The 20064-nt window shown below is 69.0% G+C and carries 20 protein-coding genes and 1 tRNA gene; 7 read left to right on the forward strand and 14 right to left on the reverse strand.

What is annotated here, in order from left to right; translation table 11 throughout:
• Positions 1-386: 386 nt before the first annotated feature.
• The 5 genes from ampD to E8D38_RS09100 are packed head-to-tail and all read right to left on the reverse strand — an operon-like array spanning position 387 to position 5652.
• Positions 387-980 (reverse strand): 1,6-anhydro-N-acetylmuramyl-L-alanine amidase AmpD, encoded by a 594-nt coding sequence (gene ampD, locus E8D38_RS09080; RefSeq protein WP_140628178.1) that lies wholly within the window; start codon positions 978-980, stop codon positions 387-389.
• Positions 977-2605 (reverse strand): sigma-54-dependent transcriptional regulator, encoded by a 1629-nt coding sequence (locus E8D38_RS09085; RefSeq protein ID WP_140628181.1) that lies wholly within the window; start codon positions 2603-2605, stop codon positions 977-979. Before E8D38_RS09085 ends, ampD begins: the two co-directional genes overlap by 4 nt.
• Positions 2602-4539, reverse strand: coding sequence for a two-component system sensor histidine kinase NtrB (locus E8D38_RS09090; protein WP_140628184.1), 1938 nt, complete (start codon positions 4537-4539; stop codon positions 2602-2604). Before E8D38_RS09090 ends, E8D38_RS09085 begins: the two co-directional genes overlap by 4 nt.
• Entirely contained in the window at positions 4536-4802 is a 267-nt protein-coding gene (locus E8D38_RS09095; protein ID WP_140628187.1) for a PP0621 family protein, read from the reverse strand. The genes E8D38_RS09090 and E8D38_RS09095 overlap by 4 nt, the downstream gene beginning before the upstream one ends.
• Before the next feature lie 10 nt (positions 4803-4812).
• Entirely contained in the window at positions 4813-5652 is an 840-nt protein-coding gene (locus E8D38_RS09100; protein WP_140628190.1) for a cytochrome C assembly family protein, read from the reverse strand.
• A 76-nt stretch (positions 5653-5728) separates the two neighbouring features.
• On the opposite strand from E8D38_RS09100, the gene ffh reads away from it, so the two are divergent.
• The gene (gene ffh / locus E8D38_RS09105; protein ID WP_140628193.1) at positions 5729-7096 is read left to right on the forward strand and encodes a signal recognition particle protein; all 1368 of its coding nucleotides are present in this window, start codon (positions 5729-5731) and stop codon (positions 7094-7096) included.
• 100 nt (positions 7097-7196) lie between these two features.
• Positions 7197-7925, forward strand: coding sequence for a DUF2726 domain-containing protein (locus E8D38_RS09110; protein WP_140628196.1), 729 nt, complete (start codon positions 7197-7199; stop codon positions 7923-7925).
• Positions 7926-7943: 18 nt separating this feature from the next.
• Here the strand turns inward: E8D38_RS09110 and ftsY are convergent, their stop codons facing one another.
• Complete coding sequence (gene ftsY, locus E8D38_RS09115) at positions 7944-9014, reverse strand: signal recognition particle-docking protein FtsY (protein WP_140628199.1); 1071 nt, start codon at positions 9012-9014, stop codon at positions 7944-7946.
• Positions 9015-9083: 69 nt separating this feature from the next.
• Here ftsY and rsmD point away from each other — a divergent pair, with 69 nt between their 5' ends.
• Genes rsmD through E8D38_RS09130 form a run of 3 tightly spaced genes read left to right on the forward strand, consistent with a single transcriptional unit; the run spans position 9084 to position 10504 of the window.
• Positions 9084-9698 carry a 16S rRNA (guanine(966)-N(2))-methyltransferase RsmD gene (rsmD, locus tag E8D38_RS09120; RefSeq protein ID WP_246099412.1) on the forward strand — a complete coding sequence of 205 codons (615 nt, stop codon included), beginning with the start codon at positions 9084-9086 and terminating at the stop codon, positions 9696-9698.
• Complete coding sequence (gene coaD, locus E8D38_RS09125; protein WP_140628205.1) at positions 9695-10195, forward strand: pantetheine-phosphate adenylyltransferase; 501 nt, start codon at positions 9695-9697, stop codon at positions 10193-10195. Before rsmD ends, coaD begins: the two co-directional genes overlap by 4 nt.
• A gap of 15 nt (positions 10196-10210) precedes the next feature.
• Complete coding sequence (locus tag E8D38_RS09130) at positions 10211-10504, forward strand: YfhL family 4Fe-4S dicluster ferredoxin (protein WP_140628210.1); 294 nt, start codon at positions 10211-10213, stop codon at positions 10502-10504.
• A 2-nt stretch (positions 10505-10506) separates the two neighbouring features.
• Here the strand turns inward: E8D38_RS09130 and E8D38_RS09135 are convergent, their stop codons facing one another.
• From E8D38_RS09135 to E8D38_RS09170, 8 genes are all read right to left on the reverse strand, one after another.
• The gene (locus E8D38_RS09135) at positions 10507-10959 is read right to left on the reverse strand and encodes a hypothetical protein (RefSeq protein ID WP_140628212.1); all 453 of its coding nucleotides are present in this window, start codon (positions 10957-10959) and stop codon (positions 10507-10509) included.
• A 33-nt stretch (positions 10960-10992) separates the two neighbouring features.
• Positions 10993-11613, reverse strand: coding sequence for an aminoacyl-tRNA hydrolase (pth, locus tag E8D38_RS09140; protein WP_140628216.1), 621 nt, complete (start codon positions 11611-11613; stop codon positions 10993-10995).
• A gap of 82 nt (positions 11614-11695) precedes the next feature.
• On the reverse strand, positions 11696-12322 hold the full coding sequence (locus E8D38_RS09145; RefSeq protein ID WP_140628219.1) for a 50S ribosomal protein L25/general stress protein Ctc: 627 nt from the start codon (positions 12320-12322) through the stop codon (positions 11696-11698).
• Positions 12323-12409: 87 nt separating this feature from the next.
• Positions 12410-13372 (reverse strand): ribose-phosphate pyrophosphokinase, encoded by a 963-nt coding sequence (locus E8D38_RS09150; RefSeq protein WP_140628222.1) that lies wholly within the window; start codon positions 13370-13372, stop codon positions 12410-12412.
• An 86-nt stretch (positions 13373-13458) separates the two neighbouring features.
• Positions 13459-13535: transfer RNA gene (locus E8D38_RS09155), tRNA-Gln, on the reverse strand.
• A gap of 47 nt (positions 13536-13582) precedes the next feature.
• Complete coding sequence (gene ispE, locus E8D38_RS09160) at positions 13583-14461, reverse strand: 4-(cytidine 5'-diphospho)-2-C-methyl-D-erythritol kinase (RefSeq protein WP_140628225.1); 879 nt, start codon at positions 14459-14461, stop codon at positions 13583-13585.
• A 5-nt stretch (positions 14462-14466) separates the two neighbouring features.
• Positions 14467-14982, reverse strand: coding sequence for an outer membrane lipoprotein LolB (locus tag E8D38_RS09165; protein WP_246099413.1), 516 nt, complete (start codon positions 14980-14982; stop codon positions 14467-14469).
• Entirely contained in the window at positions 14979-16802 is a 1824-nt protein-coding gene (locus E8D38_RS09170) for a tetratricopeptide repeat protein (RefSeq protein WP_140628228.1), read from the reverse strand. The genes E8D38_RS09165 and E8D38_RS09170 overlap by 4 nt, the downstream gene beginning before the upstream one ends.
• A 179-nt stretch (positions 16803-16981) precedes the next feature.
• On the opposite strand from E8D38_RS09170, the gene mutM reads away from it, so the two are divergent.
• Together mutM and E8D38_RS09180 are read left to right on the forward strand one after the other, a co-directional pair.
• Positions 16982-17812 carry a bifunctional DNA-formamidopyrimidine glycosylase/DNA-(apurinic or apyrimidinic site) lyase gene (gene mutM / locus E8D38_RS09175; protein WP_140628231.1) on the forward strand — a complete coding sequence of 277 codons (831 nt, stop codon included), beginning with the start codon at positions 16982-16984 and terminating at the stop codon, positions 17810-17812.
• A gap of 171 nt (positions 17813-17983) precedes the next feature.
• Entirely contained in the window at positions 17984-20059 is a 2076-nt protein-coding gene (locus E8D38_RS09180; RefSeq protein ID WP_140628234.1) for a dynamin family protein, read from the forward strand.
• The last annotated feature ends 5 nt before the right edge of the window (positions 20060-20064 follow it).

The following is a 20064-nucleotide window of genomic DNA, read 5'->3' on the forward strand; positions in this document are numbered from 1 at the left end:
CCGCAAGCGCCGGCAAACGTGCGGCGCTTCGGTCGGTCAGTCGGGCGGGTGTCCTGGGTCCTGCGCTTTCCCCATGTCGCGCGGCGCGTGACGGGCGGCCCTCGATGCACTTGTGCGAGTCATCGAAATCAACGGGCCGGGGGCAGGCTTTTCAGGGCCGAGAGGATACCACGACGGGACACTATATCTAGCGCACCCCGCCCCTTCAAGCACTACGTATAGCGTGTTTACGCTAGGCCTCGAAGCGACCGATCGTGATGCGCCGCACACATCGGCGCAACGCTGCGCCATTGCTTCGCGCGAGGCCCTCGACCCGCACCAGGCCTTGCTTGCAGCGCGATTCGCTGCGCCCGGCTGCATGAATGCTGAGATGCGCGACGCGCGCCTCAGGCGGCGTTCAACACGCCCGCGGGAAAGCACCGATCCGGCCACCCCAAACTTGTTGCGAGCAGACGCCAGTCGAAGGCGCTGCCGGGGTCGCGCTTGCGCGAGGGCGCCACATGTTCGTGGCCAACCACCTGCGCGATCGGACAGCGCATCGCCAGTTCGCGCAGCAGCGTTGCCAGCACTTCGTACTGCACCGGCTCGAACGGATGGTCCTCGAGCCCTTCGAGCTCGATGCCCACGGAGTAGTCGTTGCACTCGTCGCGCCCGCCCCAGCTCGAGCGCCCGGCATGCCAGGCGCGGTCGTCGACCGACACGAACTGCAGCAATTCGCCGTCCCGGCGAATCAGGAAGTGCGCCGACACGGTGGCCCCGCGGATCTGCTCGAAGTACGGGTGCGCAGACCAGTCGAGCCGGTTGGTGAACAGCCGCTCGATCTCGTCACCGCCGTACTGGCCGGGCGGCAGGCTGATCGAGTGCACGATGGCCAGCGTGGGCGGCGCGCCATCGGCCGGGCGCGGCCCGAAGTTGGGTGAGTCGATGCGCCGGGCCGCGGCCCACCAGCCGCCGGACCACGCCGAGGCGGCTGCGGTCATGCAGGGTCTGGTGCGTCGCCGGGCTCGCTCGGCTCACCGATCGTGAGCCCCTGATCGGCCACCTGGATGCCCAGGCGCGCCATGCGATAGCGCATCTGCCGCAACGACAGGCCGAGGCTCGCGCCCGCCGCGGTGCGGTTGAAGCGATGGCGCTCCAGGGCACGCACGAGGATGTCACGCTCGACACCGTCGAGATAGGCCGCGAGGTCGCTGGGCAGTGCGTCGCTGGCACGCCGCGCCGGCGGCGGCGGGGGACTGTCTGGCGGCGGCGGCAGGTGCAGCGGCTCCAGCGCAGCAGGTTGCGTGAGCAGGGTATCGAAGTCCTGCGGACCGCTGTCACCGAAGCTCGCGTCGGGCAGCCCGAGGTCGGCCACGGTGATGATCTCGCCCCCTGACAAGGCAACCGCGCGGTGCAGCAGGTTCTCGAGCTCGCGCACGTTGCCGGGGAACGGATAGCGCATGAGGTGCATCAGCGCATCGCGGCTGAGCTGCGGGGGCGGGCTCACGCCGGCGTCGGAGGCGATGCGCGTCAGCACCCGGTCGCAGATCGCCATCAGGTCCTCGAGACGCTCGCGCAGGGGCGGGGTGCGGATCTGGATGACGTTTAGCCGGTAGTAGAGGTCTTGCCGGAAACGCCCGTTCTGCACTTCGGCCGCCAGGTCCTTGTGCGTGGCACTCACGATGCGCACGTCCACCGGAACCTCGCTCACCGCACCCACCGGCCGCACCGCGCGCTCCTGGATCGAACGCAGCAGCTTCGATTGCATCGACAGCGGCAGGTCGCCGATCTCGTCGAGGAACAGCGTGCCGCCGCGTGCTGCCTGGAAGAAGCCCTCGCGGTCTTCGGCAGCGCCGGTGAAGGCCCCCTTGCGATAGCCGAAGAACTCGGCTTCGAGCAGCTGCTCGGGAATCGCACCGCAGTTCACCGCGATGAAAGGCTGCGCCGCCCGGGCACTCACTTCATGAATCGCTCGCGCCACCAGCTCCTTGCCGGTGCCGGATTCGCCGTGAACGAGCACAGGCGCCATGCTGCGCGCCACCTTCTCGACCAGCGAACGAACATGCTGCATCGCCTGCGAACTGCCGGCCATGCGGTTCAGCGCGGGGCTGCCCGAGGGCGCGGCCGCGATTGGCGCGGGCGGCGGGGCTGCAACGGGCAGGCGTGCCGCCTTGGCGGTGGCCGCCGAGGCAGGAGCTGCCGCGTTCTCGGATGGCAGGTTGGCCGGCTGCACGGTGGGCCCGGGCGACATCACCCGGCCGAGCGCCGAGGCCACCACGGTGCGGAACTGCTTCAGGTCGACCGGCTTGGTGAGGTAGTCGTAGGCACCGGCCTTCAGCGCCTCGACCGCGTTTTCGGCCGAGCCATAGGCGGTGATGACCACCGCCTTCTCGCGGCGACCGGCCTCTTCGAGGCGATGCAGCAGGTCGAGCCCGGTGCCGTCGGGCAGGCGCATGTCGGTGATGACGGCGCTGTAGGTGCGGTCCTTCAGATGCAGCCAGGCGTCTTCCACCGTGCCGGCGGTTTCGACGTCGTATCCCTCGCGCAGCAGCGTCAGCTCGTACAGCGTGCGCAGGTCGGGCTCGTCGTCGACGACCAGCAGGCTGAAATGGGCAGGGGTGCTCATATTTGAAGGCGGGCTTCAGGCGGGTCCAGCAGCGGTTCGCGCTTGAGGGTGATGAAAAATTCGTTGCGGTGACGCTCGGTCGCGGGCCGCTGACGGTAATCGATGCTAGCGCCGTAGCGTTCGCAAAGTTCGCGGCAAATATACAAGCCCAACCCGGTGCCGCGGCTTCGTGTCGAGAAGAAAGGCTCGAACAGATAGCGCTCGACGTCCGGGGCGATGGGCGGCCCGTCGCTCAGCACCGAAAGCTCGAGCTGGTCGGTGTCGCGATGCAACGCAAGGCGAACCCATGCCGCACCGGTGGCCTTGGTGCCGTGGCGATGGGCGTTGTCCAGGAGGTTCACGAGCACGCGGCGCAGATGGTCCTCGTCGAAACGCACGCCGACCGATTCGTCCGGCAGGCTCACCTTGAGCGGACTGCGCTCACCGAGCGGCAGCTGGGCCGTGCGAGCCCACTCGCTGCAAACCGCGGCAACCAGCGTGCCCAGTTCGAGCACGCCGGCTTCGGGCGCAGTGCCGGGCGCTACCTCCATCACATCGTCGACGATGCGTTTCAGGCGCTGCACGTTGTCGGCCACCATCTGGGTGAGCTGCCGCTGGCCGGGCGTGGTGGCGTCTTCCGAAAGCAGGGCGTTGGCCTGCGAGATCGCTGCCAGCGGATTGCGGATCTCATGCGCGATGCCGGCTGACACCCGCCCCATGGCGGCAAGCTTCTCCTGGCGCACGCGCGCCTCGGCGGTGCGCACGTCTTCCAGGAACAGCACGCAGAACTCCTCGGGCGCCCGCGGGTCGCGCCGCCGCGTGAAGCGAACGCGCAGGCGCAGCTGGCGTGTGCCTCCGCTGATGTAGCTCAGCAGGACATCGCGCCCCGCCTCGGGCCAGATGCTTTCTGCAAAGGCTTTTTCCACTGCCTTCACCAGCGGTTCCCAGGCCGCCACACCGCGCAGCTGGAAGGGAGCCTGCCGTGTCATGCCGTCTTCGGCCAGCAGCAGGCGCGCCGCCGGGTTGGCCGCCCGCACGCGGCCACGGCGATCCACGACAAGCACGCCCTCCTGCATCTCCTCGATCACCAGGCGGTTCAGCTGGGCCTGCTGACGCGCGAGCTCCAGGCTGCCTCGCGCGGTGAGCTCTTCGCGGGCGAGCCGGCCGGCGAGTTCTCCAGCCAGGATCGTGATGACGAAGAAGCCGATCCCGGCGAGGCCTGCCTGGGTGATGAGCAGCGAAGGCACACCACCGGCCTGCACGTTGAGCCAGGCGGTACCGAGCAGGATGATCGCGACCAGTGCGGCCGTGGCCAGCGCTGCAATGCGCGAGGTCAGCACCCCGGCCATGAGCACCGGCAGCACCAGCAGCGCCACGTAGTTGAGGCTGGACGCTGAGGCGAGCGCATGCAGCGCCGAGAACGCGAGCACGTCCACGCCGATGGTCAGCAACCACTGCCCGCGGCTCAGCCGGGCGACCGGCTGGCCGGAGGCGCTTGCCATGTTCAGCCCGGGCAGGAGCCAGATGCTGACAGCCACCGCCGCATAGGCGACGCACATGCCCAGCACCAGCGTGGGCGGCTTGCCAGAGAAGAAGCTGGCCACCACCTGCGCCCCGAGCAGGGCCATGCCGAGCGCCGCACGCGCACCCAGGAAGGCCCGGTAGATGCGCTGGAAGGACGGACGCGTCGTGCTGACCAGCCGGCGCGCCTGGCGCGAGATGAAACGCGAGTCGAGCGGCGACTGTCCCTGCAGGTCGCTCCAGTCGCCGTCGTAGCGCGACTCGTCGTCATGGAGTGCGTCGGCGTCGGCCGGGTCCAGCCGGGTGTCGTCTCCCACACCGAGGGCGCCGAACCACGACTCCTCGGGTGCGGTGCGTCCTTCCTTGCGGGCTGCCGCCTGGTGGGCCGACTGCCGCCGCGCCCCTCGACTGCTCGGCCGGGTGCCGGTGCTCAAGCCTTGCCCTCTTGCAGGTGTCGATGCGACTCGCTGCAGTAGAGCCGGCCCCCGGACCCGGTCAGGGCTTCGCTGCGGGGCAGGTGCACGCCGCAGTGCGAGCAGGCCACCACCTGCTGCAAGCCAGGCTCCGCGCCACGTCTCGCGGGGGCCTGGGACGGCGCAGCGCCTGAGGCGTCCTTCGAGCCCGTGCCGGCACCCCGGCCCGAGCGCATGAGCCACAGCACTGCGACGACGATCAGCAGCAATACCAGGTACTTCACGAGGGCACCGTCACATCGTCGCCGAGGCGCGTTTCAACACGACCTCGAGCACGAAACGAGACCCGACGTACCCGAGCAGCAAGAGCACGGCGCCGAAGTAGAGCCAGCGGGTTGCGTTGCGCCCACGCCAGCCGAAGGCAGCGCGCCCGGCCAGCAGGCCGGCGAACACCGCCCAGCCAAGCACCGAGAACACCGTCTTGTGGTCCCAGCGCCAGGGGCTCGCGTACCACCAGCCCAACAGCAGGGCCATCGAGAGCACGACGAAGCCGGCCGCCACGAATCGGAAGGTGAGTGTCTCCAGGCGCAGCAGCGGCAGCCCCATCGGCGTGGGCGGCTGCCTGAGCGTGCCCGCGCCGTTGGGCTTCAGGCGCATCTGCCGCTCTGCGTTGCTCAGCAGCGCGGCATGCAGCACCGCCGCGCCGAACAGTCCGTAGGAGGCAATGCCCAGCACCCAGTGCAGCGGCGCCCACGCCGAGCCGGCGTGAGGACGAAACTCCCCCGGGAAGAGCAGCGCCAGCAGCACGGCCGTGGCGCCCAGCGATGCCAGCACGCGGCGCACGCCGGGCAGCGGCACCAGCCGGCTTTCCACTGCGTAGACGGCCAGCACCAGCCACAGGGTCACCGACAGCGCCGGCGCAAAACCGAAACGCGCGCCGGGCTGCGCCGAGCCGATGCCGAGGGTGTCGACCAAGATCGCGGCGGCATGCGCCACCCAGCCGGCGAGCAAGCCCACGCGCAGTGCGTGGGCTTCGCCGCGCAGCGTCGCCGCCGCATAGCCGGCCAGCGCCAGCACGCTGGGCAGGGCCAGGGCCCACCAGCCGGGCGAGTCGAGACGGGGCAATAGAATCATCGGCCACAGTGTACTTTCGGGTACGCGCCCTCACGCCGAGCATTCACGTCCGCTGGCTCCAACGTTCCGCTTCAGCATGGCCACCTCCGCCCTTTCCGAACGCCTGTCGCGCCTGGTCAAGACCATGCGGGGGCAGGCCCGCATCACCGACTCGAACGTCCAGGACATGCTGCGTGAAGTGCGCATGGCGCTGCTGGAGGCCGACGTGGCCCTGCCCGTGGTGCGCGACTTCATCGCGCGGGTGAAGGAGAAGGCGCTCGGGCAGGAGGTGATCGGGTCGCTGTCGCCGGGTCAGGCGCTGGTGGGCATCGTGCACAAGGAACTGGCCGCCACCATGGGCCAGGGCATCGCGGACATCGATCTCGCGACCCAGCCTCCGGCTGTCATCCTGATGGCCGGCCTGCAGGGCGCCGGCAAGACGACCACCACCGCCAAGCTCGCCAAGCACCTGATCGAGAAGCGCAAGAAGAAGGTGCTCACCGTCTCGGCCGACGTCTACCGCCCGGCCGCCATCGAGCAGCTCAAGACCGTGACCCGGCAGGCCGGTGCCGAGTGGTTCCCCTCCTCGCCGACCGACGCCCCCCGCGACATCGCGCACAAGGCGCTCGACCATGCACGCAGGCACTACTTCGACGTGCTGCTGGTCGACACCGCCGGCCGCCTGGCGATCGACGAGGCCCTGATGGCCGAGATCCGGGACCTGCATGCCGAGCTCAAGCCGGTGGAGACGCTCTTCGTCGTCGACGCCATGCAGGGTCAGGACGCGGTCAACACGGCCAAGGCCTTCAAGGAGGCGCTGCCCCTCACCGGCATCGTCCTCACCAAGCTCGACGGCGACTCCCGCGGCGGCGCGGCCTTGTCGGTGCGCACGATCACCGGCGCGCCGATCAAGTTCGCCGGTGTGTCCGAGAAGATCGACGGGCTCGAAGTCTTCGACGCCGACCGGCATGCGGGCCGCGTGCTCGGCATGGGCGACATCGTCGCGCTGGTCGAGGAAGTGCAGAAGGGCGTTGACGTCGAGGCCGCACAGAAGCTCGCCGCCAAGGTGAAGGCCGGCGACAACTTCGACCTCAACGACTTCCTGTCCCAGATCTCGCAGATGAAGAAGATGGGCGGGCTGTCCGGCCTGCTCGACAAGCTGCCCACCGAGCTGGCCGGCAAGGCCGGAGCCGGTGACATGGACCGGGCCGAGCGCGACATGCGGCGCATGGAAGGGATCATCAATTCGATGACACCTCTTGAGCGCCGCAAGCCGGAGCTGCTGAAGGCCAGCCGCAAGCGCCGCATCGCCGCCGGTGCAGGCGTGCAGGTCCAGGAGGTGAACCGCCTGCTCAATCAGTTCGAGCAGATGCAGGGGATGATGAAAAAGATGAAGGGCGGCGGCCTGATGAAGATGATGAAGCGCATGGGCGGCCTGAAGGGCCTGCCCGGTATGGGACGCTGACGGGCCGCTGACGACCTGCCAAGGCGTCGAAGTTCGGATTGACCGCAATGCGGGCGCCCGCTAACGTAATTTGCTCCGTTTTTCCTGGATATCGGTACCGATGGATCCTCTATTGATTGGCCTGGTCGTGGTGGCGGTTCTGGCCGTCCTGTGGCTTGCGACACGCAAGCGCCAACCGGCTGCGCCTGCCGCAAAACCCAAGGCCAAGGCACTCGATGCCCTGGACACCGTGGTCGCGTGGCCGCCATCGGCCACGCGGCTAATGACCAACTCCGAGCGCAAGGCCTATGCCGTGCTGCGCACGGCCCTGCCCGAGCACATGGTGCTGGCCCAGGTCCCGCTGGCGCGTTTCATCAAGGTGCCCACCCGCTATTCGTATGCCGAGTGGATGCGCCGCGCCGGCCAGCTGTGCGTGGACCTGCTGGTGTGCGACTCGAGCTCCCAGGTGGTGGCGGTCGTCGACGTGCGCCAGGCCGACATCGACGAAAGCGAGCGCGCGCACAAGCGTCATGCCCGCATGGACCGCGTGCTCAAGGCTGCCGGCATTCCGGTGCACGTGTGGCGCGAAGGCCACCTGCCCAGCGCCAATGCGGCACGCGAGCAGGTGCTGCAAGGCATGCCGCCCGAGCTGTCCCAGCAGGAAGGCGGCGCCAGCGTGCGCACCCGGTCGGCAGCCGCACGGCTGGCCCCTTCGCTCGACTCCGGGCTCGAGGACGACGACGCCGTGCCGCGCGATCCGCCGCCCTCCACCTGGTTCGACGAGCTCGATTCGGCGCCCGCGCCACTCGATGGTGGGGCCCCCACCAACCGGCCGGGGCCCCGGCCCTGAACCGGCCGCCGGCCGACCTCAGCCCATCAGCAGCGCCTGCGCGAATTCGCGGGCGCCGAAGGTCTCCAGGTCTTCGAGCTTTTCGCCCACGCCGATGAAGTAGACCGGCACGGCTTTCGCGTGGGCACGCGACCACAGCGCGATGGCCGCCAGCACGCCACCCTTGGCCGTGCCGTCGAGCTTGGTGACGACGAGGCCGGTCAGGCCCAGCGCCTCGTCGAAGGCCTTCACCTGGGCCAGCGCGTTCTGGCCGGTGTTGCCGTCCACCACCAGCAGCACCTCGTGCGGTGCGCCATCCATCGCCTTGCCGATGGTGCGGCGGATCTTCTTCAACTCTTCCATCAGGTGCAGCTGCGTCGGCAGGCGCCCCGCGGTGTCGGCGATCACGACGTCGCAGCCGCGCGCGGCGCCGGCCTTCACCGCATCGAAGGTCACCGCCGCGGGGTCGCCGCCTTCCTGGCTCACGATCTCGACCTGGTTGCGGTCGGCCCACACCGCCAGCTGCTCGCGGGCCGCGGCACGGAAGGTGTCCGCCGCCGCGAGCAGCACCTTCTGGTTGGCGCCGGCGAGGTGGCGCGTCAGCTTGCCGATGCTCGTGGTCTTGCCCGCGCCGTTGACGCCGGTGACCATGATCACCGTCGGCGTGTGCTGCCCCACCACGAGCGGCTGCTCCAGCGGCTTGAGCAGGTCGGCCAGCGCATCGGCCAGCAGGTTTCGCACCGCGGCCGGCTGGGTCGCCTTGGCCTCCTTGACGCGGCGCTTCAGGTCGGTGAGCAGGTATTCAGTCGCGGCCACGCCGGCATCGGCCATCAGCAGGGCCGCCTCCAGATCCTCGTACAGCGCGTCGTCGATCTGCGTGCCGGTGAAGACCTGGGTGATGTTGGAGCCGGTCTTGCGCAGTCCCGACTTGAGCCGGTCGAGCCACGAATCGCGTGCGGGTGCCAGCTCCGGTGCAGGCGGCAAGGACGGAGCAACCGCCGAGGGAACCGCAGACGCAGCGGGTGCCGCAGCGGGTGATGCAGCGGGCGTCGGAGCCGGTGACGCAGCAGCAGGCGCTGCTGCCGGTTTCTTCTTGAAGAAGCTGAACATGGGATTCCTTGGATCGCGTTCGATTCTAGGAGGCCGCCGCAGGCACCCCCGCTCTCTAGAATCGCGGCCGTGAAACCCGCCCAGCGCCCCCCCGCCGCCCCCCGCCATGCGCCGCACGAGGTACGCGTGATCGGCGGCCAGTGGAAGCGCAGCAAGCTCCCTGTGGCCGACGCGCCCGGCCTGCGGCCGACGCCGGACCGCGTGCGCGAGACGCTGTTCAACTGGCTCGGCCAGGACCTGACCGGCTGGCGTTGCCTGGACGCATTTGCCGGCAGCGGCGCCCTCGGATTCGAGGCCGCATCGCGCGGCGCAACGCAGGTGGTCCTGCTGGAGCGGGACGCAAGGCTGGCGGCCTCGCTGCGCGCGTCCAAGGCCCGGCTGGGCGCGTCGACGGTGCAGGTCGAGACGGCGGATGCGCTGGCCTGGATGCGGCAGGCGCAGCGCGCCAGCTTCGATGTCGTCTTCATCGATCCGCCGTTCGATGCAGACCTGTTCGAGCCCGCATTGCGCGCGGCCGTCCCCCTGCTCGCGCCGGCCGGCTGCATCTATCTGGAGGCCGGGCGCGCCTTCGACGAAGCCATGCTGCGCCCGCTCGGCGTGCAACTGCACCGCAGCGGACGCGCCGCTGCGGTGCATTACCATCTGCTGCACCCTGTGCCCGACGACCTCCCCTCGCCATCATGACTTCCGCGACCCGCCTCACCGCCGTCTACCCCGGCACCTTCGACCCGATGACGCTGGGGCACGAAGACCTGATGCGCAGGGCCAGCCGGCTGTTCGAGCGGCTCATCCTGGCGGTGGCCGCGGGCCACCACAAGCGCACCATGTTCACGGTGGACGAGCGGCTCGAGATCGCGCGCGAGGTAGCAAAGCCCTACCCGAACGTCGAGGTCATTGCCTTCCGCGGCCTGCTGCGCGATTTCGTGGTGGCCAACGGCGGCCGCGTCGTCGTGCGCGGGCTGCGGGCGGTGAGCGACTTCGAATACGAGTTTCAGATGGCCGGCATGAACCGGCAGCTCATGCCCGACGTGGAGACGCTGTTCCTGACGCCGAGCGACCAGTTCCAGTTCGTGTCGGGCACCTTCGTGCGGGAGATTGCCAGCCTGGGCGGTGATGTTTCCAAGTTCGTGGCACCCTCCGTGCTCGAGCGGCTGAAGAGCCGCGTCAAGAGCAACCCCTGAAGGAGAGCGTGCTGTATGGCGCTCATGATCACCGACGAGTGCATCAACTGCGACGTCTGCGAGCCCGAATGCCCGAACCAGGCCATTTCGATGGGGCCCGAGTTCTACGTCATCGACCATCGCAAATGCACTGAATGCGTAGGGCACTTCGACGAGCCGCAATGCGTGCAGGTCTGTCCGGTGAGCTGCATTCCGGTCAACCCGGCACACATCGAGACGCCTGAGCAGCTGATGGCGAAGTACCTGCAGCTGCAAGGCCGCGCGGCGCTGCCTGCAGCGGGTCAGGCAGACGGCAACGAGCGGGACTGACTTCAGTCGCGCGGCCGCTTCTTCCGCTCGCTGCCGGGCTCCTCGGCCGTGAAGAGGTCCGGCTCAGCAGACTTGCTCGCTTTGCCCTTGCGTTTGCGCGACTTGCCACCGGACTTGCCCACCGGCTTTTCCTCCGCCTCCACAGTGCCGGGCCCGCTCAAGGACGTGGCACCGCCGGGCCGCAGCGAACGCTCGAACCGGCGGTTGTCGCGCGCCAGGCTTTCCGCAGCGCGCGCCTGTCGTTGCTCCACCTCTCGTGCTGCCGTCAGTTCGGTGTCGCTGCGCGAATCGTCCACGCTCATCGTGCGGCCGCTACCGTCAGCGCACGGCTTTTCGCTGAAGCTGCGCCCATCGGGACCGCAGCGGTAGATGGTCGCCTGTGCGGCCGCGACGCCCGCGGCGAGCGCCAGCCATGCGCCGCAGCTCCAGCGCAACGCTCTTGCTTGTTGTCTCATCGTCCCCTCCCTTGATGTGTTCTCTACTGCCGGTCAGCCCGGCGGCGGCAGGTCCGCCGGTCTGGGTGGCTTGGGCCTGGGCGGCTTGCTGGTATGCAGCAGCAGCGTGGCGCGCTCCATCTCGCCGGCCAGGAGCGCATCGAGCGCCGGCAGCGAACGATCGATGCAGGCTTCGATGGCCTCGCGGTGCTCGGCCTGCGGCTTGCGCAGCACGTAGTTGGCCACCTCGGCCTTAGCGCCCGGGTGCCCGATGCCCAGTCGCAGACGCCAGTAGTCGCCGGTGCCCAGTTGGGCATGGATGTCACGCAGGCCGTTGTGCCCGGCGTGGCCGCCGCCGAACTTGAGCTTCATCTGGCCGGGAGGCAGGTCGAGCTCGTCGTGGGCGACGATGATTTCCTCCGGCGCGATCTTGAAGAAGCGCGCCAGCGCAGCGACCGACTTTCCCGACAGGTTCATGAAGGTCTGCGGCTCGAGCAGCCACACCGGGCCTTCCTTGCGGTTCACCCGCGCCACGAGGCCGTGATAACTGCGGTCGGCCACGAGCGTGGCGCCAAGCTTGCGAGCCACAGCATCCACCCACCAGAAACCGGCGTTGTGGCGCGTGGCCTCGTATTCCGGCCCGGGGTTGCCCAGGCCCACGAAGAGTCGAATCATGATGGCCTCGATTATCGAGTGGCCCTGCAAACGACAAAGCCCCGCCGAGGCGGGGCTTTGCAAGGCGGCACAAGGCGGGCTCTTACTTCTTGCCCTTGCCCTTGGCAGGCGCGGGAGCCGGTGCGGGAGCCGCTTCGGCCGGAGCCTCTTCGGCTTCCTGGGCCACCACGGCAGCGATCACCGGGTTCTTCTTGCCGTGCAGCACGACCTTGATGCCGGCGTCGAGCTTCAGGTCGCTCACGTGCAGCGACTGGCCCTTGGCCAGGCCGCCCAGGTCCACCGTCAGGAACTCGGGCAGTTGCGAGGCCAGGCACTCGATCTCGAGGTCGGTGGCCACGTGCGAGATCAGGCACTTGTCCAGCTTGACGGCCTGCGAGTTCTCTTCGTTGATGAAGTGCAGCGGCACTTTCTTCGTGATGCGGGTGGTGGCGTCCACGCGCTGGAAGTCCACGTGCAGCACCAGTTGCTTCCAGGCGTGCATCTGCACGTCGCGCAGCAGCACCTTCTGCACCTGGCCGTTCAGTTCCATGTCGAGGATCGACGAATGGAAGGCCTCTTTCTTCAGCGCATGGAACAGCGCGTTGTGATCGAGTTCGATCTTGGCGGGCTCGCCCGCGCCGTAGACGATGCCGGGCACCTTGCCGGCATTGCGCAGGCGGCGGCTCGCTCCGGTCCCCTGCAGTTCGCGCGTGAATGCGACGAATTTCATGGTTTCACTCCAAGTAGAGAAGCGCCCGCGACCAGGCGCTGCAAAAAGGCCGCCCGCCCCTTCAGGCAAGGCAGCCGCGACAACGGATCAGAAGTTGTTGTTCTGCTCCGAAAACAGCGAGGTGACCGATTCACCGTCGGAAATGCGGCGAATGGTCTCGGCAAACAGGAAAGCCACCGACAGCTGGCGGATCTTCGGCGTGGTTTGCGCCTCGGGCGACAGCGGGATGGTGTTGGTGATGACCACCTCGTCGAGCTGCGACGCCTTGATGCGCTCGATGGCCGGGCCGGAGAACACGCCGTGCGTGCAATACGCGAACACGCTCTTGGCGCCCCGGTCCTTCAGCACTTCGGCAGCCTTCACCAGCGTGCCGGCTGTGTCGATCATGTCGTCCATGATCACGCAGTTGCGGCCTTCGATCTCGCCGATGACATGCATCACCTCGGACACGTTGGCCTTGGGGCGGCGCTTGTCGATGATGGCCAGGTCGCAGCCGAGCTGCTTGGCCAGTGCACGGGCCCGCACCACGCCGCCCACGTCGGGCGACACGACCACGAGGTCCTGGTAGTTCTTGGACTTGAGGTCCGACAGCAGCACCGGCGACGCGTAGATGTTGTCGACCGGGATGTCGAAGAAGCCCTGGATCTGGTCGGCGTGCAGGTCCATGGTCAGCACGCGGTTCACGCCGGCCGACTCGAGCATGTTGGCCACCACCTTGGCCGAGATCGGCACGCGCATCGAGCGCGGGCGGCGGTCCTGGCGGGCATAACCGAAGTACGGGATGACGGCGGTGATGCGACGCGCCGACGCACGCTTGAGCGCGTCGACCATCAGCAGCAGTTCCATCAGGTATTCGTTGGTCGGGGCGTTGGTGGGCTGGACGATGAAGACGTCGCGCGCGCGCACGTTCTGCTCGATCTCGATGTCGACTTCGCCGTCGGAGAAGCGGCCGACCTTGGCCTTGCCGAGAGTGAGACCGAGATTCGCACCCATTTCCTGCGCGAGGACAGGGTTGGCGTTGCCGGTGAAAAGGACGGTATCGGAGAGCATGGCAACCCTCGGTGCTGACGCTTTGCGGGTACTGGCCTCAGTGCGGCCGGGCCCCGTGCCAGCCGGCCCGGGAACAGGAAGAGGTTTGGCAGGGGAGGAAGGACTCGAACCCTCGCATGTCGGAATCAAAATCCGATGCCTTAACCAACTTGGCGACTCCCCTACACAGGACTCCGGCTTGCACCGGCGCCCTCAAAAAACTTCTGTCGCCTAGCCCGCGCACCACCCGACCAGCGGATGCTGCTCCAGGCTGTTGCACAAACGCCCCACCCATTGCGACGGCAGCTCATGCTGCTCATACATCGGCGCGACGGGTGCGTCGCTGTCTGTGCCCAACTTGTCCGCTCTCGCGAACACCGCGCTGCCCGACCCCGTCATGCGGCTGTTGCCGTACCGGGCTTCGAGGAGCGCCAGGGCTTCGGTCACTTCGCTGCTGGCGGCTTGCGCCGGCTTCTGCAGATCGTTGTGGCCAAACCCGTAGGGGTCCGCGAGAAAGTCCGAGAGTATAGCAGGCTGTGTGTCGCGAGCCAAGTGCGGGCTGTTGAAGATTGCCGCAGTCGGGATCGCAACCGCAGGTTTGAGCACCGCCAGGCGCCGCGGCGGCAGATCGATCGGCGTCAGCCGCTCGCCGATTCCTTCGACCCAGGCATTGCGCCCGCCCACGAAAAACGGCACGTCGGCGCCCAGGCCGAGCGCGAGCGAAAGCAGCCGCTCGCGTGGCCAGTCGAGGCCCCAGAGCCGGTTGAGCGCGAGCAGCGTGGAGGCGGCATCGGAGCTGCCGCCGCCCATGCCCGCACCCCAGGGCACGCGCTTCTCGATGGAAATGTCGGCCCCCTGCGCGACACCGGCAGCCGCCTGCAGCGCACGGGCGGCGCGCAGGCAGAGGTCGTCTTCGGGCAGCGCCGCGCCGAGGTCGTGACGGGCGATGCGCCCGTCGGTGCGTCGCTCGAAATGAAGGGTGTCCGACCAGTCGATGAGCACGAACACCGACTGCAGCAGGTGGTAGCCGTCGGCGCGCCGGCCAATCACGTGCAGGAAGAGATTCAGCTTGGCGGGCGCGGGAACGCCGTGGATGGAGCGAAGGGCCATGGGCATCAGGAAGCGTCGAGCTTGACGCGCAGCGTGACCGCAGGCGCCTGGCGGGTGACAACGATCAGGCCTTCGCCGGCCTTGCGGCGGTCGACCTCCCAGCCGAGCTGCTCGAAGCCCGCCGCGGTATCGCGCGACGGCGCCCCCGCCCAGGGGCGGCCGCGCAGCCAGTCGAACAACGCGACCAGCGGCACGCTTTCACCCAGCGCATCACGCGAGAGTTCGTCGAGGTCGCCATACACCCGCTCGCCGCCGGAGCCGGCCAGGACCACCTCGCCGGGCGACCAGCGGGCCTGGGCCACCTGCGTGCCCAGCGGCGTGGTCAAGGAAAGCCGGCCGCGCTGCGCACCGCCTTCGAGTTCGAAGCCGGCGGACATCGACCTGGCTGCCTCGCCCTCGACCTTCAGTGCCAGGCGGCCGCTGAAACGGTCGCCTTCGAGGGTTGGAAGAGGCGGCCTGGTCGCACAACCGCCCAGCATCGCCGCCGCAGCGATGACGGCGGCCAGCGCGCCACGGATCACAGATCGACCTTCAAGCGGGCCAGGGTGGACTTCAGCACTTCGTTGCCGGCGTCCTTGTCGCGGCCTTCGCGCCAGACCTTGCGAGCCTCGTCGCGCTGGCCGAGCGCCCAGAGCACTTCACCCAGGTGGGCGGCGATCTCGGTGTCCGGCTGCGCCTGGTAGGCCTGCTTCAGCAGCCGCAGCGCTTCGGCGCTGTTGCCCAGGCGGTATTCCACCCAGCCCAGGCTGTCGGTGATGAACGGGTCGCCGGGCGACAGCTCGAGCGCCTTGGCGATCAGCTCGCGCGCCTCGGGCAGGCGCTGGTTGCGATCGGCCAGGCTGTAGCCGAGCGCGTTGTAGGCGTGGTGGTAGTCGGGTCGCAGCTCCATCACCCGGCGCAGCAGCGACTCCATCTCGGTCATGCGGTCGAGCTTCTCGGACATCATGGCCTGCTCGTAGAGCAGGTCGACGTTGTCGGGCGAGCGCTTCAGCGCATCGGCGAGCACTGCATGCGCTTCGCGCCACTGGCGCATCTCGCGCAGCAGCTGGGCCTCGGCCAGCAGCTTCGCGCGGGCATCGTCCTCGTTGCGCTCGGGCGACTTGCGGATGAGCTGCCGCGCATCGGCCAGCTTGCCCTGGCGCGCGAGCAGCGAGGCCCGGCGGGAGAGCACCGTCAGCGCACTCGACGGGCTGTCGATCTTGCCGAGCCATGCCTCGGCCGCCTTGTAGTCGTTGCGCTGCTCGGCCGCCTGGGCCAGCAGCAGATAGGCTTGCGTGCGGCTCGCCTCGACCGACCCCTCCTCCACCTTGCCGCCTTCGGCCGGCGGCTCGGCAGAAGCACCGGAGGACGGCGGCAGCAGGTTCACATAGCGCTGAAGGGCAGCCTCGGCCTCGCGCGGGCGCTTGAGTTCGAGCTGCAGCGCGCCCAGGCTCAACCATGCCGCTGCATAGCCAGGCTCCTGGCGGGTCAGCACCTGCAGCTGGGACACCGCATCGGCATAGCGCTGCGCGCCCATGAGCCTGCGCACGTACGCCATGCGCAAGGTGTGCCCGGCCGGCTGCACCTGCAGGTAGGAAGTGACCAGCGACTCGGCTTCCGGCGTGCCGCCCATGAGTTCCAGACCGAGCAGCGCCGGCCCTTCGGCCGTGCTGTCGAGACCTTGCGCCTGCCTCGCGAGCCCGAGCGCCTTCTGCGAATCGCCGGCGTTGAGCCAGCCGCGTCCGGTGGCGACGATCGCGCTGACCCGGGCATCGGTGCCCTGTACCGGACCGGCACGATAGGCCTGAAGCAGGTCCTCGAGCACGCCGGCGGCCAGGCGCTTGTCGTTCGCCCGGGCCAGCAGCCGGGGCAGCGACGCGATCACGCCGGGCCGGTCGGCGGCCGGCGTGAGCTCGAGCAGGCTGCGCAGCGGCTCCGGCACCTCGCTCAACCGCCCCATCGCCATCAGCAGCTGCACGATGTATTCGTGGGCCTCGCGCGACTCGGGCACCGCGGTGCGCCAGGCGCGGGCGGCGGCCAGCGCCTGGTCGCCGGCGCGCGCGCGCAGCGCGATGTCGATGGCACGCCGGAACAGCCCTTCGTCATTGCTGCGCCGGGCGGCGTCGAGTAGCACCTGGTAGGCCGCGCCGGCCTCGCCTGAACGCAACTCGAGCTCGCCCACCAGCAACTGGAAGAACAGCGATCCGTCGAGCGACGAATTGACGACGGGCGCCGCAGGATCGCCGGGCGCCTCGGTCGGTGCATCGGGGGTTTGTTGTGCCGTCACAGCGGTCGGCACACACAGGGCCCACAGCGCGGCTGCAATCGAGGCGGCGCATGTGGCCAGACGGAAGGCGGGCATCTACAACTCCTGTGACCCGAGGGCCATGGTCGATTGAATTCTAGGCTTCGACCTGCACCGGCCGGTCGCGTTCCTGGGCTCGACTGTTCGTCAATCGGCGGCGTCGTGGTGTAAGGCTGCGCAACGGCCGCACCGGCACTGCGGCGATGCCGGGCCATCTCGCCCTGATAATCCGCCGCATGCCTGAGCTACCCGAGGTCGAAGTCACGCGGCAGAGCTTTGCCGAACGCATCTTCGGCGCCCAAGTCACCGGCGCGAGCCTGGGCAAGCCGCTGCGCTGGCCGCTGGGCGTTGCGCCCGAGGCGCTGCGCGACCAGGTCGTCGGTGCGGTCACCCGCCGGGGCAAGTACCTGTGGCTGCCGCTCGAGGCACCGACAGCGGCACGCGGCGGGCTCCTGCTGCACCTGGGCATGTCGGGCTCGCTCAGCTTCGCGCCCGCGCTGCCGCCCGCCGGCGCGCATGACCACTTCGAGCTCCACACCTCTCAGGGGACGCTGCGCCTGACCGACCCGCGCCGCTTCGGCGCCGTGCTGTGGTCGAGTTCGCAGGCGGAAGGCCTGGCCGGCAAGCTGCTGTCGACCCTGGGCGTGGAACCTTTCGACGCCGCCTTCACCGCCGGCTACCTGCACGGACTCCTGCACGGGCGGCGGGTCGCCATCAAGCAGGCGCTGCTCGCAGGCGACATCGTCGTGGGCGTCGGGAACATCTATGCGTCGGAGGCCCTGTTCCAGGCCGGCATCGACCCGCGCACCCCGTCATATCGCGTGAGCCTGGCGCGATGCGAGCGGCTGGTCGAGGCGGTGCGCGGCACGCTCACCCGGGCGCTGGCGCTGGGCGGCTCCACGCTGCGCGACTTTCGAGACACGCACGGCATGGGTGGCGAATTCCAGCTCCAGGCACAGGTGTACGACCGCGAAGGCCTGCCCTGCCCGCGCTGCTGCACCGCGGTGAAGCGCCTCGTGCAGGGCCAGCGCTCGACCTACTTCTGCCCTCGCTGTCAGAAGCGCTGAAAGCCCGGCCGCAGTGCGGGCCGACGACTCCCCGGCCGCGCCGGTCGTAACAAACGCACACAAGGTGCGTGGCGCAGGTGTGACGCGCTACGCAACACCCTGATTGGGGGGAGCGGGGCCTTAGGCTACGATGCCCGCACTCCCCTGCCCGCAAAAAGAGAAACGGCCGCCATGTCACAGTCTTTCGCCCGCAGCCTTGACGCCCTCGGTAGCTGGCGCGTCAACGTGGAGTCGCGGCTGAAGGAGCTGACCCGCTTCCTGGGCGAGCACGAGCTGCTCGACGAGCCGGCCAACGACCTTCTCGACACGCTGCGGCTGCGCCTGTCGGGCGACAAGCTCGTCGTGGCCTTCGTAGCCGAGTTCTCGCGCGGCAAATCCGAGCTCATCAACGCCATCTTCTTTGCCGACGCCGGCCGACGCATCCTGCCGGCCACGCCGGGTCGCACGACCATGTGCCCGGTCGAACTGGGCTACGACGCAGACGAGGACCCCGGCCTCGCGCTGCTGCCGATCGATACGCGGCTCGACAACCTGTCGCTCGCCGAACTGCGCCAGCAGCCCAAGGCCTGGAAGGTGCTGCCGCTCGACCTGTCCGACCCGGACGCGCTGGCCGAGTCGCTCACCGAGGTGATGCGCACCAAGACCGTGCCGGTGGACATTGCCAAGGCGCTCGGCTTCTGGGACGACGAACGCCCGCAGGACAACCCGCCGGTCGACTCCCATGGCCTGGTCGAGGTGCCGGCCTGGCGCCATGCGCTCATCAACGTGCCCCACCCCCTGCTGCGCCGCGGCCTCGTGGTGCTGGACACCCCGGGCCTCAATGCAATCGGCGCCGAACCCGAGCTCACCGTCGGCCTGCTGCCCAGCGCACACGCCACCGTGTTCATCCTGAGCGCCGACACCGGCGTCACGAAATCCGACCTGGCCATCTGGCGCGACCACCTGGGCGGCCAGGGGCTGGCCCGCTATGTGGCGCTCAACAAGATCGACGCGCTGGTCGACCCGCTGAGCCCGAAGGCACACACCGACGCGCAGATCGCCCGCCAGTGCGAAGAGGTGGCCCGCACGCTAGACGTGCCGCACAGCTGCGTGTTCCCCATCTCGGCGCGCCAGGCCCTGGCTGCGCGGGTGGCAAAGGACGACGCCGGTCTCGCCGAAAGCCGCCTGCCCGCGCTGGAATCCGCGCTGGCCGACGAGCTGTTGCCGCAGCGCCGAGAGGTGCTCGAGCAGGTGACGCTCGAAGGCGCACAGCAGGTGCAGTCGCAGGTGACTCGGCGCCTCAACGACCGCCGCCGGCAGCTGGCCGAGCAGATGCTCGAGCTGCGCGGCCTGCGCGGCAAGAACACCTCCAAGGTGCGCCTCATGGTGTCGCGCGTGGAAGCCGAGGTGGCCGAGTTCGAGCAATGCACCTCGCGGCTGCAGGCCATGCGCATGGTGCACACCCGCATGCTGAAGGACGCGCTGGTGGGGCTGTCGAGCGACCGCCTGCGCGAGCAGGTCGATGCGATGCAGGAAGCGGTGCGCGGCTCGCTGCTGCAGCTGGGCGCCAAGAAGGCCTTCGTCGACATGTGCGCCGGGCTGCGCAAGCTGATCGAGAGCGCACAGGACCGCGGCAACGAGATCCACGACATGCTGGCCGCCTCGTTCAACAAGCTCAACGCCGAGTTCGGTTTCGGGCTGTCGGTGGCCAAGGGGCCGGACCTCAGCCGCTTCGTGCGCGACCTCGAGCTCATCGAGCGCAACTATGTGCAGTACCTGGGCATCACCCAGGCGCTGCGGCTGTCGCAGCCACGCTTCATGGAGCAGTTCCGGCGCATGCTGGTGTCCCGGCTGCGTGTGGTGTTCGAGTCGGCCTGCGGCGAACTGGAGCTGTGGAACAAGACGGCCTCGGCGCAGATCGACTCGCAGCTGCGCGAACGCCGCCGCGCCTTCAAGCGCCGCCGCGAGTCGATGGAACGCATCCAGCAGGCGGCCGGCGAGCTGGAGCACCGCCTGAGCGAGCTCGAATCGCAGGACCAGCGCCTGCAGCAGCTTCAGGCCCGCTTCAAGCAGGTGGTGGACGTGCTCGTGGCCGCCGCGCAGGCGAAGCCCGGTGAAGCCCCTGCCGCGGCCGCACCGGCCCCGCTCGCCGACGGCGGCGAAAAGGCCGCCCCGCTGAACATCAAGCTGGTGGACCTGCCAGAAGAGGCCAGCGTCGATGTCTTCATCGACGTCGAGGAACCCACGGCCCACCTGATTCGCGCGTGATTCCG

The sequence above is a fragment of the Methylibium rhizosphaerae genome, assembly GCF_006386545.1.
Taxonomy (GTDB): Bacteria; Pseudomonadota; Gammaproteobacteria; order Burkholderiales; family Burkholderiaceae_C; genus Pseudorivibacter; species Pseudorivibacter rhizosphaerae.